This window comes from Pseudomonas sp. S3_B11 (assembly GCF_054667715.1).
Window position 1 is genome coordinate 442,603 of sequence record NZ_CP162749.1, and the last position, 13,570, is coordinate 456,172.

Below are 13,570 nucleotides of genomic sequence, written 5' to 3' on the forward strand. Positions count from 1 at the left end.
CGGTGTACAAGCTCTGCTTCTTCGTTCCGGTCAGCCATCTGGACGTGGTCAAAAACGCCGTATTCGCTGCCGGTGGCGGGCGAATCGGCGACTATGACCACTGCGCCTGGCAAGTGTTGGGCCTGGGCCAGTTTCGCCCGTTGGACGGCAGCCAGCCGTTCATTGGCGAAGCAGGGCAGGTCGAGCAGGTCGAGGAATGGAAGGTGGAACTGGTGGTGGCCGATGAGTTGATCCGCCCAGTGGTGGAGGCGCTGAAGCACAGCCATCCCTACGAGACACCGGCGTATGAAGTGTGGCGGTTGGAGGATTTCTGATCCTCTGGCGCTTGAAATGAAAAACCCGCTGATGGATTCAGCGGGTTTTTTATTGCCCGTGATTCTGTGTACATGAACCCTCGCCACGGGGATTGCGCTGTGTCAGATATAGTTGTGGGGTGTGTACAGGCCCCATCGCGAGCAAGCTCGCTCCCACAGTGGATGGGTGTTGTTAACAAAACAAGTGATCGACACCGAACCCTGTGGGAGCGAGCTTGCTCGCGATGGCGTACTTTCAGGCAACGAAAACTCAGGCTTTGACACCCGCCTGACGACTCGGCACCACCGCCTCCAACGCCCGCCACAACCCTGGCGCTTTTTCCCCTAGCAACAAGTGCCACACACCATCCTCCAGCGAACTGACCCCCTGGCAACCCAGCGCCTTGAGCTGGCCTTCCGACAACCCTTTGCCATCGGCCAGTTGCACGCGCAAACGGCTCATCGCCACGCAATCGAGCTGCACTACATTCCCGCCACCGCCCAGGGCCGCGAGCCATTGTTGCGCTTCGGCTTCGGAGACGACAGCCGGTGGGGCAGACGCAACCACTTCGGCCACGGATGCGCTGGCTGGCCGTTCGGAAGAGGGCAACGCCAAGCGGATTTCATCGGCGATGCTGTCGGCCATCGGCCCCACCACCACCTGCAGGCTGCCGCCGTGGCCGGGGCGGACCACGGCCATGGCGCCGAGGGCCTTGAGCTGGGCGTCGGACGCCTTGTTGCGATCCATCAGGTCCAGTCGCAGGCGCGTGGTGCAGGCGCCGAGGGTGATCAGGTTGTCAGCGCCGCCCAACGCTTGGATGTAGGCAGCGGCCCGCTGGTTTTCAGCGATGGCCGGTTTGTCGCCCGCCGGTACCTCTTCGCGCCCCGGCGTCTTCAGGTCGAAGCGGCGGATGCAGAAGTCGAACACCAGGTAATAGATCGCCGCGTAGGCCAGGCCCACCGGGACGACCAGCCAGCCGTTAGTGGATTCGCCCCAGCCCAGGACCATGTCGATGAAACCGCCGGAGAAGGTAAAGCCCAAGTGGATGTTCAGTAGATTAGTCACCGCCATCGACAGGCCGGTGAGCAGCGCGTGGACCAGGTACAACAGCGGCGCAAGGAACATGAAGGCGAATTCGATCGGTTCGGTGACACCGGTCAGAAACGAGGTCAGCGCCATGGACAGCAGGATCCCGCCCATGACCTTACGTCGCCGGGGCAGGGCGTTGCGGTACATCGCCAGGCACGCCGCGGGCAGACCGAAAAGCATCACCGGGAACATCCCGGTCATGAACTGGCCGCCCTTGGGGTCGCCGGCGAAATAACGGGTCAGGTCCCCGGTGACCACCGCCCCGGTCGCCGGGTCGGTAAAGCTGCCGAAGATGAACCAGGCCATGTTGTTGAGGATGTGGTGCAAGCCGGTGACGATCAGCAACCGATTGAATACACCGAAGACGAACGCGCCGAAGCTGCCGCTGGCCATCAGCAGCTCGCCGAAGCTGTTGATGCCGTGCTGGATCGGCGGCCAGATCAGGCCGAACACGACGCCGAGACCGACGGCGCTGAAGCCGGTGACAATCGGCACGAAGCGTCGGCCGCCAAAGAACGCCAGGTACTCCGGCAGCTTGATGTCCTTGAAGCGGTTGTACAGCGCGCCGGCCAGCAGACCACTGATGATCCCGGCGAGCATGCCCATGTTGATGCTGGCGTCGAGCACCTTCAGCGTCGCGATCATCACCAGGTAACCGATGGCCCCGGCCAGCCCCGCCGTGCCGTTGTTGTCCCGGGCGAAACCCACAGAGATGCCGATGGCGAAGATCATCGGCAGGTTGGCGAAAATCGCTTCGCCGGCATCGTGGATGATCGCGATATTCAACAGGTCCGTGTCACCCAGGCGCAGCAGCAGGCCGGCTATCGGCAGGATCGCGATGGGCAACATCAGCGCCCGGCCGAGGCGTTGCAGCCCTTCAATGAAATGCTGGTACATGGCGTCTCTCCTTTTATTGTTGTCCGACGTGGCTCAGCCCAGGGGCCAGTGTTGATGGCAGGCCTGGCGCACGGCGGCGGCGCTGGCCAGGTTCAGCAAATCGGTACTGACGCGGCGGCACTGGGCGGCATCGAGGTGACGCACGCGGTCCTTGATTTCGCCGACCTGCGGCGGGCTGACCGACAGCTCCCGTACGCCCAGGCCTATCAGCACCGGTGTGGCCAGGGGATCGGAAGCCAAGGCCCCGCATACGCCAACCCAGCGCCCATGCTTGGCGGCGCCAGCGCAGGTCTGGGCGATCAGTCGCAACAGCGCCGGGTGCAAGGTATCGACCCGGGCGGCGAGGCCGGCGTGGTCGCGGTCCATGGCGAGGGTGTACTGGGACAGGTCGTTGGTGCCAATGGACAGGAAGTCCGCGTGCTCGGCCAGTTGCTCGGCCAGCAGGGCGGCGGCTGGTACTTCGATCATCACCCCCAGTTGCGGGCGTTCGCTCAGGCCGAGTTCGGCACCCAAGGCGTCGAGACGCTGGCGGATGTGCAGCAGTTCGTCAACCTCGGTAACCATCGGCAACAAAATCCGGCAGCGGTGCAGTGGGCGAGTCTGCAGCAGGGCTCGCAATTGCTGATCCAGCAGTTCCGGGCGCACCTGGGCCAGGCGAATGCCCCGCAGGCCGAGCACCGGGTTGGCTTCGGCCGGCAGCGGCAGGTAATCCAATTGTTTGTCGCCACCGACGTCGATGGTGCGGATGATCACTGGCCTGTCGCCCATGGCATCGAGCACGGCCTGATAGGCCTGGCGTTGCTCTTCGTCGTCGGGGGCAGTGTGGCGGTCGACGAAGAGAAACTCGGTGCGCAGCAAGCCAACGCCATCGGCGCCGTTGGCAAAGGCCTGGCTGGCTTCGGCGCTGGAGGCGACGTTAGCGGCAACTTCAACCTCCACCCCATCGACGGTTCGCGCCGGCGTGTGGGCGAGGGTCTGTTGCTGGGCGCGCAGGGCTGTGCGTCGGGTCTGTGCTTGCTGCACCTGCGCCAGGCGCTCGGCGGTTGGCGTGAGTTCGAGGCGGCCGCCGTCGGCGTCCAGCACCACCGATTGCCCCGGTGCCTGTGCAAGCAGTGCCTCGCCCAATGCCACCAGGCAGGGCAGGCCTTTGCCACGGGCCAGGATCGCCACGTGGGACGTCGCGCCGCCCTCGGCCATGCACACACCGGCCACGCCTTGGGCGCTGAGTTGCAACAGGTCCGATGGGGTCAGTTCCTGCGCGACGACAATGGCGCCCGCCGGTACGTCGAATTGCCAGGCTTCCCCCAACAGCACCCGCAAGACCCGCTGGCGCAAGTCGTGCAAATCATTGGCGCGCTCGGCCAGCAGCGTGCTTTGCAGTTGCCGCAGCACTTGGCATTGCTCGTCGATGGAGCGGCTCCAAGCGTGGGGCGCGGCGCAACCTTGTTCGATCGACAGGTCGGCGGCGTCCAGCAGGACCGGATCTTCCAACAATGCCAGGTGGGCGCTGAAGATCGCTTGCTCATCGACGTGGCGCCGGGCCTTGGCGTTTTCCAGGGTCAATTGGATCTCGCGACTGACCTGCGCCAAGGCATCGCGAAGCCGTTGCCGTTGTTCTGCGACGTCGTGACCCCCGACATCCTCGGGCAACTGAATGCCTTCCAGGTGAACCAGCGCTCCACTGACCAGGCCGGGCGCGGCGCATACGCCGTGCAGCACACCGTCTTCGGCGCTACGGCTGGGCGCCTTGGCCGGCGGTGCCTCGGCATGGGCCTCTTCGGCCAGGGCTGTGGATAATGTTTTCAGCAGCGCTTGCAACGCCGCCTCGGCATCGCTGCCACGGCAACTGACGTGCACTTCGGCCTGTTCGGTGATCGCCAGGCCCATCATGCCCATCACACTGTCGCAGGACGCCAATCGACCGCTGAAGTGCAGGTGCGAGCGACTCTTGAAGCCTTGGGCGGTCTGGCGAACCAAGGCGGCCGGCCGCGCGTGCAGGCCGCCTCGATGAGCGATGCGGATCTGGCCGAACACTTCGATGCCGACGTCCGCTTCATCGTCGCGTGTTTCACCCGGTGTCTTGCTGACGATGTGCAGCAACGGCTCGCCGACCTTGACCCCTTTGAGGGTAATCGGCCGAGCCTGGAAGTGCTCGCCATTGGTGATGATCAGCAGGCTGACCAGGCTTTTGCAGCGCTGTGCCACGCTGTCCAGGTCATAACGCAGCAGCGCCTGGCCGTTGCTGACCCGCGTGCCCTCCTTGACCAGCATGGAAAAACCGTCGCCCTGCAATTCGACAGTGTCCAGCCCCAGATGCAGCAGCAGTTCGGCGCCGTTGTCGGCCCGCAGGGTCACGGCGTGGCCGGTGCGAGCGACGTGGATCACCTCGCCGTCACAGGGGGCGTAGAGGGTGTCGTTCAGCGGATCGATGGCGATCCCGTCGCCCATGGCGCCGCTGGCGAACACCGCGTCCGGGACGTTGGCGAGGGTGAGCACCGGCCCGCTGAGCGGGGCGCTGAGGGTCAGCTCTTTATTGTTGTTGGGCATGGGCTCGCTCTCTTTGTAATTTCGTTGACCTTGCGTTAAAGGATTGTCGGTTCAGTGGGTCCGGGTGACCTTGCTCAAGTGCCGTGGCTGGTCCGGGTCCAGGCCTCGGGCCTCAGCCAGGCTGGCGGCCATGCGGTAAAAGCTCTGGATCGCCAGGATCGGGTCCAGGGCCGGGTGTTCGGCGCGGGACAGCGTCAGGTTGCGCTCGGCGATGTCATCGGGCGCGGCCAGTAGCACCCGGGCGCCGCGTTGGCGCATGTCGGCGGCCAGGCTCAACACACCAGCCTGCTCGGCGCCGCGCGGGGCGAACACCAACAGCGGGTAATCTGCATCGATCAGTGCCATCGGCCCGTGGCGGACCTCGGCGCTGCTGAAGGCTTCGGCCTGGATCGCTGAGGTTTCCTTGAATTTGAGCGCGGCTTCCTGGGCGATGGCGAACCCGGCGCCACGGCCGATGACCATCAAGCGCTGGCCGTCACGCAGGGCCTCGACGGCGGCGCTCCAATCCTGGCTCGCGGCATCGCGCAGGCCTTCGGGCAGCGCGGTGCCGGCTTCGAGCAATTCTGCATCGTCTTTCCAATGGGCCACCAGACGCGCGCTGGCGCTGAGAGTGGCGATGAAACTCTTGGTCGCGGCGACACTGCTTTCGATGCCGGCGCACAAGGGCACGCTGAATTCACAGGCCGCCTCCAGCGGAGAGTCCTCTGCGTTGACCATCGCCACACTCAACGCGCCGCGCTTGCGCAACAGGCGCAGGCTGTTCACCAGGTCCGGGCTTTGCCCCGATTGGGAGAATGCGAACGCCACCTGGCCGCTGACCTTCAGCGGCGCCTGCTGCATGGTCACCACCGACATCGGCAGCGACGCCACCGGCAACCCCAGTTGTTGCATGGTCAGGTAGGCAAAGTAGCTGGCGGCGTGGTCGGAGCTGCCACGGGCCACGGTCATCGCCACTTGCGGCGGTTGGCGGCGCAGACGCCCGGCAATTTCCTGCAGGGCGGGGTCCAATAGCCGCAATTGGCGCTCGACGGCGGCGGACGAGGCCAGGGCCTCTTCAAGCATTTTGGAAGTCAATGGCTTCTCCTTCGACCATCACGTCGATCAGGTTCAGGGCACGATCAAGGCGCACACAGTCAGCCCAGGCGCCGGGTTGCAGGCGTCCGCGCTCGGGCAGGCCGAGGTAGTCGGCGGGGAATTGCGACAGGCGTTGCGAGGCTTCGGCGAGGGGCAGGCCGATCTTCACCAGGTTGCGCAGGGCCTGGTCCATGGTCAGGGTGCTGCCGGCCAGCGTGCCGTCGGCCAGGCGCACACCGCCGAGGCATTTGGTCACGGTGTGGCTGCCCAGCTTGTATTCGCCGTCGGGCATTCCGGCGGCGGCGGTGGAGTCGGTGACGCAATACAGGCACGGGATCGCACGCAAGGCCACGCGCATGGCACCGGGGTGCACGTGCAGCAAATCGGGAATCAACTCGGCATATCGGGCATGGGCCAGAGCCGCGCCGACGATGCCCGGTTCGCGGTGATGCAACGGGCTCATGGCGTTGTACAAATGGGTGAAACTGCTGGCCCCGGCCGCCAGTGCCGCGACGCCTTCTTCGTAACTGCCCAGGGTATGGCCGATCTGCATGCGCACGCCCCGGGCGCTGAGCGCGCGAATCAAGGCGTCGTGCCCGGCGATTTCCGGTGCGATGGTAATCACCCGGATCGGTGCCAGGGCCAGGTAGGCCTCCACTTCGGCCATCAACGCGGTGTGGGCGAAATTCGGTTGGGCACCGAGTTTGCCGGGGTTGATATAGGGGCCTTCCAAATGCACCCCCAGCACGCGTGCGCTGCCGCTGGGCCGCTGTTCGCAGAACTCACCGAGGGCCTTGAGTACGCTGGCGATTTCTTCGCTCGGCGCGGTCATGGTGGTGGCGAGCAGCGCCGTGGTGCCGAAGCGCACGTGGGTGCGGGCAATGGTTTCGAACGCTGGCGCGCCTTCCATGATGTCTTTGCCGCCGCCGCCGTGCACATGCAGGTCGATGAAGCCGGGCAGCAGGTAGGGCAGGTCGTTGCTCGCCGGGTCGCAGGGCTGGCCTTCGACGGACACGACCTTGCCGTGTTCGTGGACCAGGCGGCCGCGTATCCAGCCGTTGGCGGTGAGGATGTTGTCTTCGGACATTGGGATTCTCTGGTCGTCTAGCGCCGCAGCTCTGCGACAAAGTCGTAGTAGTCGTTGCGGCAATAGGTGTCGGTGACTTCGATGGGCGTGTTGTCTTCCAGGTAGCCGACCCGGGTCATCAGTAGCATTGCGGTGCCGGGGGCAATGCCCACCAGGGCGGCGAACTCGTCCGAGGCGTTGATGGCCTGGATGTGTTGCAGGGCGCGCACCACCGGTTTGCCGATGCCATCGAGGAATTCATAAAGCGAATCGCCCACCGCCTGTGGCTTGGGAATGATTGATGCGGGCAGGGTGCTCATCTCGATGGCCATGACCGTGTTGTCGGCCTTGCGCAGCCGTTTGAGCCGGGCGACTTTGTCAGTGGGTGACAGGCCCAGGCGAATCAGTTCTTCGTGGGTTGGCGGGGTGATTTCCCGCTCCAGCCACTGGGAGCCGGGCACGAAGCCTTTGAGCCGGAGCATTTCGCTGAACCCGCTGAGGCGCGAGAGCGGTTGTTCGAGGCGCGGGGTGATGAACGTTCCCGAGCCTTGGTTGCGGCGGATCAGGCCTTGTTCGAACAGTACTTCCAGCGCTTTGCGGGCGGTGACCCGGGAAATGCCCAGTTGCTCGCTCAAGCTGCGTTCGGAGGGCATTGCTTGCTCGGCTTTCCACTGGCCGGCGTGGATAGCGGCCTCCAGGTTGCGGGCCAGTTGCAGGTAGAGCGGGGTGGGTTGGGTGTCGTCGGGGCGCAGGGCCAGGATGTCGTTCATGTGGTGTGTCCGATGCGGTTGTAGGAGTTTTCGCTCGGTGATGGGGATCGAAGCTAATACCACTTGAATACCATGTCAACGCTGGTTTTGGCGGGTTGTCTAGATTTTCTGGGGGGCTTAAAGGTGGCTAGCTTTAAGTGGTATTAGGATGGTGTGGATAGATCGTGGGGTTACTGCGTTGGGTTGGGGGGATTAGAGGTCAGTGGTATGCATGGAGGGCGGGTTTTGAAATTTGATGTTTATTTTCGTGGTGGCCGGTGGTGGGTTGTTTATTTGGTCGGTGTGAATATCCGTTACCGCAGCAATGGATATGTACCCAATTCAATCCAAAAAAAGCCTATCTGAAATTTGTGCGAAACATCCCCGATCAGATGGCTGATCTGTCAGACGCCCTGAAGTTTCCGACATGTTTTTAAGGTTGTCCCTCAGAAACGGGGGCTCTAGTTTTCGGGGCCTACATCTCCAAACGCAGGGATCGCTCACTGGTCTTTGGCAAGGCCAAGTGGCAGATCCCAGTTTCAAGGAGCAACATCAGCCTCTGAGGTTCAAACATGGAAATGCCGGATACGATCGCCCCCCGCCTCAATACAAGTACCGCGCTGGGACAGGCTTTGGTTTCAATGTTCAAGTCCGTCGAAGCGGAGCTGACTTCTGAGAATGCAGTGCCTGGGGTGGTCAAAGTCATCGTTTTTGGTGGGTGTGCAGTGCACCTTTATACAAACCATCGTGTCTCCACGGACGTTGACGCCGAAATTTATGAGGCTAGCCTTCCAGAAGGCTTTCATCTTCGAACGTTACTTGCGGAAGTGCCTGAGCAATTTGTCGAAAAGTCCGGCCGTTTGATGGAACTCAACTACGACCTCCAATACAACACCAGCTTTGGTCCGATTCACGAGGACTATTGGGCTCGAAGCCTCCCTCTTGAAGAGTTCCCGGTAGAGTCTCCTCTACACGTTCACGTTGCTGCCCCTGTAGATATTGCGATTTCAAAGTTGGGCAGAGCAACGGATCAGGATATTGGCGACATCATGGCGCTCTTAAGGGCCGGCTTCATATTGACCACTGAGCTGCGTCGACTGGCATTGCAGGCAATTGATGTATATGTTGGCAACAAAGAGCCTCCAATTTCTGTTCTTACTCAAATTTTGCAAGATTATTTGGAGAATACAGATGGCGAAGCCTGCTAACCGCCACGTCCTCTCAGCCGCTCTGGACACATTGGTCAAAAGCCCGTTGGATCATGCAGATGATGCTGCACTCGTGAGCGCGGCCAAGGCTGTCTGGTATTCCAACTCGGACTTGATAAGCGCAGCTCAAGCTTTTCTGAGCCAACACACGGATGAGGTCGAGTTGCGTCGTGCAGGCTATTTGCTCGAACGGCTCACCCGATTTTCGTGTGTCACGGACAGCCGTGCGTTGGAAGTCTTCAAAGCCCTTGAGCTATTTTTACGTTCGACACCCAAGCAAGCCATAACCTCACAAACCGCTGTTGCGCTTCGCAAACGCCGTGATGAACTCGCTCTCTCTTGGGGGCTGAATGAAGGTCTTGGCTTGAAGGTGCAAACCCTCCTGCCTTTTCAGACTCGGCATTATGAGGCTGAGCAGCGTGCAGCGTTTGTGTAGACCCAAATGCCATCCTCAAAAACCGGCTTCGGCCGGTTTTTTGTTGTGTGAATGATCACTCTTTGGTCTGTCAGACGCCCCGAAATTTCCGACATGTTTTTAAGGTTGTGCCTCGGAAGCGAGGGCTCTAGCCTTTGGGTGTCGCTGCCAATTCAGCGACCGGGTTTGACCGTCCGAAAAAATCAAGGGGCAACAGGCCCGGACGTTTTGTCCTGGGCTCCATTAATTTAAAGGAGCTTCAATTGAAAAATAATTCTGACATGCCAAAACCCGCCTCCACCTTCCCCTACGGCGACTACGCCCCCGACAAGCTGAAAGAAGCCGCCGACCGCGCGATGGACCATTACCTCAAACCCGACGGCAGCGAACCAGACCCCCAACCCTCGGTGCAGTTGTTCAGCGTATCGGACAACGTTGACACCGAAACCTTACTAGCCAACCTCAGCGAAACCCTGGCCTCGGCCAATGCGGTGCTTAGCGACCTCCTGTTTGACTTGGACGGTTCGCGGCGGCATGTGGCGTTGGGTGTGGCGCAGATGATCGATCTGGGAACGTTGTTGGCAAACAAGGCCTTGGACCGGGTAGAGCTTCGGACTTGATGCCACGTAACCTGTGGTGAGGGAGCAATCTCGCGCGGGGCTCTGTAGGAGCTGGCGAAGCCTGCGATCTTTTGATCTTTCGCTTGAGACTCAAGTGCCTGGGGCAAGATCGCAGCCTCGTTGCACTCGACAGCTCCTACAGGCGCAGCCCAGCGGGGACTCCCTCGCCACAAGAAGCTCCTGCCGCAGGAGGGGGAGGCGCTACGGCCGGATTTCGATCATCGTGCCATCCGGCACCAGGTTCCAGACCTCGCGCATGTCCACATTGCGCATGGCGATGCAGCCGTCGGTCCAGTCCAGCGTATGGAACAACTGCTCAGGGTTCTCTTCCGAATCAGGCGTGCCGTGGATCATGATCATGCCCCCCGGCTCAACGCCTTCGCGGCGGGCGCGGGCGGCGTCGCTGATGTTGGGGTAGGAAATATGCATCGACAGGTAGTAGTTCTCGCTGGTCTTGCGCCAGTCGATCCAGTAGAAACCTTCAGGGGTGCGCTTGTCGCCCTCGATCAGCTTGGGGCCTTTTTTGGCGCCCCTGCCCAGTGAGATGCGATAGGTCTTGAGCGGCTTGCCGTCGTTGATCAATTGCAATTGATGGGCGGACTTGAGCACCAGCACTTTTTCGATGACCTTGCCGTTGTAGGTTCCCACCGCAGAGGCCTGGGACATCGCAGTGAACGACAAGCAGAACAAGACAAGCAACCAGCGCATTGAAACGATATCCCTAGAGGTGTTGTGGCTATATTGGTTTTTTATGTATTGGCAGGCTGAGCCAGCGGTGGGATCGATTCGGATCGCACAGGGTAATCTTCGGCCCGGCGGTCCGCGTAGAAATATTCCAGGGTACGGCCCACTGTGCGGAAAGCCAGTTCGTCCCAGGGAATGTCCGCTTCTTCGAACAGCTTCACCTCCAGGCTCTCGGGCCCGGCGGCGAAATCCTCATCCACCAGTTCGGCGCGGAAGAATACATGTACCTGGCTGATATGCGGTACGTCAATCAGCGTATAGATGCTCAAATTTCGCACCCGGGCGCAGGCTTCTTCGGCGGTTTCGCGCACGGCGGCCTGTTCGACCGTTTCGCCGTTCTCCATGAAGCCCGCCGGCAGCGTCCAGTAACCGCGCCGCGGCTCGATGGCGCGCCGGCACAACAGGACCTTACTGCCCCAGGTCGGTACGCAACCGGCCACGATGTTGGGGTTCTGGTAATGGATGGTATGGCAGGCGTCGCAGACAAAACGCAGGCGCGAGTCGCCTTCGGGTATGCGCTGGGTCACCGGGTTACCGCACTGGCTGCAGAATTTCATGCTTGGATTCCTGAATGCTGCGCCTATCTTGGCGGTGCAGGCCGGTGTCGGCAAGTTGTCCTTTCGCGACACGACGCGGTGCGGGGGTTGGGCCGCTTGAACGATTGGTGCATGATGCAAGGTAGCGAATAAATCGAGAAGTCTCATGCTGGACGAGCTACTGCATCGAGTAAGCAACCATACCCCGCACGATCTGCAGGCTGACCAACGTTTCCCTGAAGCCGCGGTGCTGGTGCCGATTACCCGCAGCGATGAACCGGAGCTGGTACTGACCCTGCGCGCCAGCGGGCTCTCGACCCATGGCGGCGAGGTGGCGTTCCCCGGCGGGCGCCGCGACCCGGAAGACCCGGACCTGATCTTCACTGCCCTGCGCGAAGCCGAGGAAGAAATCGGCCTGCCGCCCGGGCTGGTGGAAGTGATCGGCCCCCTCAGCCCGCTGATCTCACTTCACGGCATCAAGGTCACGCCTTATGTCGGAGTGATTCCGGACTACGTCGAATACCAGGCCAACGATGCCGAGATCGCTGCGGTGTTCAGCGTGCCGCTTGAGTTTTTCCGCAAGGATCCACGCGAACACACGCACCGGATCGATTACCAGGGCCGCAGTTGGTACGTGCCCAGCTATCGGTTTGGCGAATTCAAGATCTGGGGCCTGACGGCGATCATGGTCGTGGAGTTGGTCAACCTGCTGTACGACGCCGAAATCGACCTGCACAAACCGCCCAAGAGCTTCATCAATACCTGACGCCCCGAGGACTCTCATGAAATACCGCCTGGGCGATGCCCGTGTCGAAACCCACCCACAGAGCTGGGTCGCGCCCAACGCCACGCTGGTTGGCAAGGTCCGCCTCGAAGAGGGCGCCAATGTCTGGTTCAACGCCGTGCTGCGCGGTGACAACGAACTGATCCTGATCGGCAAGAACAGCAACGTGCAGGACGGCACGGTAATGCACACCGACATGGGCTATCCGCTGACCATCGGCACCGGCGTGACCATCGGCCACAACGCCATGCTCCATGGCTGTACGGTGGGCGACTACAGCCTCATCGGCATCAACGCGGTGATTCTCAACGGCGCGAAGATCGGCAAGAACTGCATCATCGGCGCCAACTCGCTGATCGGCGAGGGCAAGGAAATTCCCGATGGTTCGCTGGTGATGGGCTCGCCCGGCAAGGTGGTGCGTGAACTGACCGAGGCCCAGAAAAAAATGCTCGAGGCCAGCGCGGCGCACTATGTGCACAATTCCCAGCGCTACGCCCGCGACCTGGTCGAGCAGGAACCATGAGCGCCCCTGAACGCCCGGTGCCTTCGCCCTGCGTGAACATCTGTGCGCTGGACGATGACGACATCTGCACCGGTTGCCAGCGCACCGTGGCGGAGATCACCCGTTGGAGCCGGATGGACAACGACGAGCGGCGCAGTGTGTTGGCGCTGTGTCATGAGCGGGCCAAGGCCAGTGGGTTGGTGTGGATGTTGCCAGCAAGGCGCTGATGCCGGATATGGAACACAAACCCCTGTGGGATACCTATCTGTGGGAGCAAAGCTTGCTCGCGATGCAGGCGCCCTGGTCTTCAGGTAAACCGCGTGATCTTCATCGCGGGCAAGCCTTGCTCCCACAGGTTTGACTCACACCGCTATGTGCTCTGCAGGCCTCTATTTCAACGATGCCAACCGATCCAACCCCACCACCCCCAACGCAATCGCGATAAACCCCAGCAATATCCCCCCGGCATTGATGAACACCTGTGGATAACCCAGATTCGCCACATCGATGAAAGGGTAGGGGTAAGCCGCCAATAGATCCCCGCGCAGCAGGACATAGGCGAAATACACCAAGGGGTAGATCACCCAAAGCCCGATGTGGCCCAGGCGCAAGCTGCCTTTGGGCACGTAGAGCCACCAATAGACGATGTACAGCAAGGGCACCACGTCGTGCAGTAGCTCGTCGGCCACGAACTGCCAGCCTTCGGGTTGCCAGAGGTGGCGCAGCAGCAGGTTGTAGGCCAGGCTGACCAGGGCGATGCTCACTGCGACGCCGCTGCGCACGCTGGGCAGCAGGAACCAGCGCCGGGCCGCCGACTCGCGAGCGGTCAGTTCCCAGGTCAGCACCACGGCCACCAGGGTGTTGGTCAGGACCGTGAAGAAACTGAAGAAACTCACCAGCCCGCCCAGCAGGCTCGCGTCCAGTTTCCAGCGACCAAGCAGGATCAGATACAGCTGGATGCTCAATCCCACCCAGCCCAGCAGTGCCGTCACGCAGACAAAACGCTGTCGCAGCGTGAGGTGACGACCCTGATTACTCCCCACGA

General features: G+C 61.8%; 15 protein-coding genes. 7 read left to right on the top strand and 8 right to left on the bottom strand.

What is annotated here, in order from left to right; translation table 11 throughout:
* Nucleotides 1-2 precede the first annotated feature (2 nt).
* Nucleotides 3-314: an NGG1p interacting factor NIF3 gene (locus tag AB4O22_RS02095; RefSeq protein WP_460095816.1), complete on the top strand. Its 312-nt coding sequence runs from the start codon at nucleotides 3-5 to the stop codon at nucleotides 312-314.
* A 250-nt stretch (nucleotides 315-564) separates the two neighbouring features.
* Here AB4O22_RS02095 and nagE read toward each other — a convergent pair whose 3' ends face one another.
* From nagE to AB4O22_RS02120, 5 genes are read right to left on the bottom strand one after another with little or no spacing between them, the layout of a single operon-like run.
* Nucleotides 565-2,280, bottom strand: coding sequence for an N-acetylglucosamine-specific PTS transporter subunit IIBC (gene nagE / locus AB4O22_RS02100; protein WP_363808914.1), 1,716 nt, complete (start codon nucleotides 2,278-2,280; stop codon nucleotides 565-567).
* A 33-nt stretch (nucleotides 2,281-2,313) separates the two neighbouring features.
* Entirely contained in the window at nucleotides 2,314-4,827 is a 2,514-nt protein-coding gene (ptsP, locus tag AB4O22_RS02105) for a phosphoenolpyruvate--protein phosphotransferase (protein ID WP_460095817.1), read from the bottom strand.
* 51 nt (nucleotides 4,828-4,878) lie between these two features.
* Nucleotides 4,879-5,901, bottom strand: coding sequence for an SIS domain-containing protein (locus AB4O22_RS02110; RefSeq protein ID WP_003205249.1), 1,023 nt, complete (start codon nucleotides 5,899-5,901; stop codon nucleotides 4,879-4,881).
* Nucleotides 5,882-6,988, bottom strand: a complete 1,107-nt coding sequence (gene nagA / locus AB4O22_RS02115; RefSeq protein WP_003205247.1) for an N-acetylglucosamine-6-phosphate deacetylase — start codon at nucleotides 6,986-6,988, stop codon at nucleotides 5,882-5,884. Before nagA ends, AB4O22_RS02110 begins: the two co-directional genes overlap by 20 nt.
* A gap of 17 nt (nucleotides 6,989-7,005) precedes the next feature.
* Nucleotides 7,006-7,737, bottom strand: a complete 732-nt coding sequence (locus AB4O22_RS02120) for a GntR family transcriptional regulator (RefSeq protein ID WP_003205245.1) — start codon at nucleotides 7,735-7,737, stop codon at nucleotides 7,006-7,008.
* 551 nt (nucleotides 7,738-8,288) lie between these two features.
* Here AB4O22_RS02120 and AB4O22_RS02125 point away from each other — a divergent pair.
* From AB4O22_RS02125 to AB4O22_RS02135, 3 genes are all read left to right on the top strand, one after another.
* Nucleotides 8,289-8,924, top strand: a complete 636-nt coding sequence (locus AB4O22_RS02125) for a DUF6036 family nucleotidyltransferase (RefSeq protein ID WP_223471450.1) — start codon at nucleotides 8,289-8,291, stop codon at nucleotides 8,922-8,924.
* Nucleotides 8,908-9,360: a hypothetical protein gene (locus tag AB4O22_RS02130; protein ID WP_027911406.1), complete on the top strand. Its 453-nt coding sequence runs from the start codon at nucleotides 8,908-8,910 to the stop codon at nucleotides 9,358-9,360. Before AB4O22_RS02125 ends, AB4O22_RS02130 begins: the two co-directional genes overlap by 17 nt.
* A 242-nt stretch (nucleotides 9,361-9,602) precedes the next feature.
* Nucleotides 9,603-9,959, top strand: a complete 357-nt coding sequence (locus tag AB4O22_RS02135; protein ID WP_003205242.1) for a DUF6124 family protein — start codon at nucleotides 9,603-9,605, stop codon at nucleotides 9,957-9,959.
* 201 nt (nucleotides 9,960-10,160) lie between these two features.
* Here the strand turns inward: AB4O22_RS02135 and AB4O22_RS02140 are convergent, their stop codons facing one another.
* Nucleotides 10,161-10,667, bottom strand: a complete 507-nt coding sequence (locus AB4O22_RS02140; protein ID WP_003205240.1) for a L,D-transpeptidase family protein — start codon at nucleotides 10,665-10,667, stop codon at nucleotides 10,161-10,163.
* Between the two features lie 41 nt (nucleotides 10,668-10,708).
* A complete protein-coding gene (locus tag AB4O22_RS02145; RefSeq protein ID WP_003205238.1) occupies nucleotides 10,709-11,260 on the bottom strand; it encodes an NUDIX hydrolase in 552 nt (183 codons plus the stop codon).
* A 145-nt stretch (nucleotides 11,261-11,405) separates the two neighbouring features.
* On the opposite strand from AB4O22_RS02145, the gene AB4O22_RS02150 reads away from it, so the two are divergent.
* Genes AB4O22_RS02150 through AB4O22_RS02160 form a run of 3 tightly spaced genes read left to right on the top strand, consistent with a single transcriptional unit; the run spans nucleotide 11,406 to nucleotide 12,752 of the window.
* Entirely contained in the window at nucleotides 11,406-12,005 is a 600-nt protein-coding gene (locus tag AB4O22_RS02150) for a CoA pyrophosphatase (protein ID WP_003205236.1), read from the top strand.
* 16 nt (nucleotides 12,006-12,021) lie between these two features.
* Nucleotides 12,022-12,546 (top strand): gamma carbonic anhydrase family protein, encoded by a 525-nt coding sequence (locus AB4O22_RS02155; protein WP_204127686.1) that lies wholly within the window; start codon nucleotides 12,022-12,024, stop codon nucleotides 12,544-12,546.
* The gene (locus AB4O22_RS02160) at nucleotides 12,543-12,752 is read left to right on the top strand and encodes a DUF1289 domain-containing protein (protein WP_003205232.1); all 210 of its coding nucleotides are present in this window, start codon (nucleotides 12,543-12,545) and stop codon (nucleotides 12,750-12,752) included. The genes AB4O22_RS02155 and AB4O22_RS02160 overlap by 4 nt, the downstream gene beginning before the upstream one ends.
* Before the next feature lie 162 nt (nucleotides 12,753-12,914).
* On the opposite strand, the gene AB4O22_RS02165 is transcribed toward AB4O22_RS02160, so the two are convergent.
* Nucleotides 12,915-13,568, bottom strand: a complete 654-nt coding sequence (locus AB4O22_RS02165) for a Pr6Pr family membrane protein (RefSeq protein WP_223471452.1) — start codon at nucleotides 13,566-13,568, stop codon at nucleotides 12,915-12,917.
* Between the last annotated feature and the right edge of the window lie 2 nt (nucleotides 13,569-13,570).

Coding starts and splice junctions, on each gene's coding strand:
- nagE (WP_363808914.1), bottom strand. CDS start 2,280: ATGTACCAGCATTTCATTGAAGGGCTGCAACGCCTCGGCCGGGCGCTG.
- ptsP (WP_460095817.1), bottom strand. CDS start 4,827: ATGCCCAACAACAATAAAGAGCTGACCCTCAGCGCCCCGCTCAGCGGG.
- nagA (WP_003205247.1), bottom strand. CDS start 6,988: ATGTCCGAAGACAACATCCTCACCGCCAACGGCTGGATACGCGGCCGC.
- AB4O22_RS02120 (WP_003205245.1), bottom strand. CDS start 7,737: ATGAACGACATCCTGGCCCTGCGCCCCGACGACACCCAACCCACCCCG.
- AB4O22_RS02125 (WP_223471450.1), top strand. CDS start 8,289: ATGGAAATGCCGGATACGATCGCCCCCCGCCTCAATACAAGTACCGCG.
- AB4O22_RS02130 (WP_027911406.1), top strand. CDS start 8,908: ATGGCGAAGCCTGCTAACCGCCACGTCCTCTCAGCCGCTCTGGACACA.
- AB4O22_RS02140 (WP_003205240.1), bottom strand. CDS start 10,667: ATGCGCTGGTTGCTTGTCTTGTTCTGCTTGTCGTTCACTGCGATGTCC.
- AB4O22_RS02145 (WP_003205238.1), bottom strand. CDS start 11,260: ATGAAATTCTGCAGCCAGTGCGGTAACCCGGTGACCCAGCGCATACCC.
- AB4O22_RS02150 (WP_003205236.1), top strand. CDS start 11,406: ATGCTGGACGAGCTACTGCATCGAGTAAGCAACCATACCCCGCACGAT.
- AB4O22_RS02155 (WP_204127686.1), top strand. CDS start 12,022: ATGAAATACCGCCTGGGCGATGCCCGTGTCGAAACCCACCCACAGAGC.
- AB4O22_RS02160 (WP_003205232.1), top strand. CDS start 12,543: ATGAGCGCCCCTGAACGCCCGGTGCCTTCGCCCTGCGTGAACATCTGT.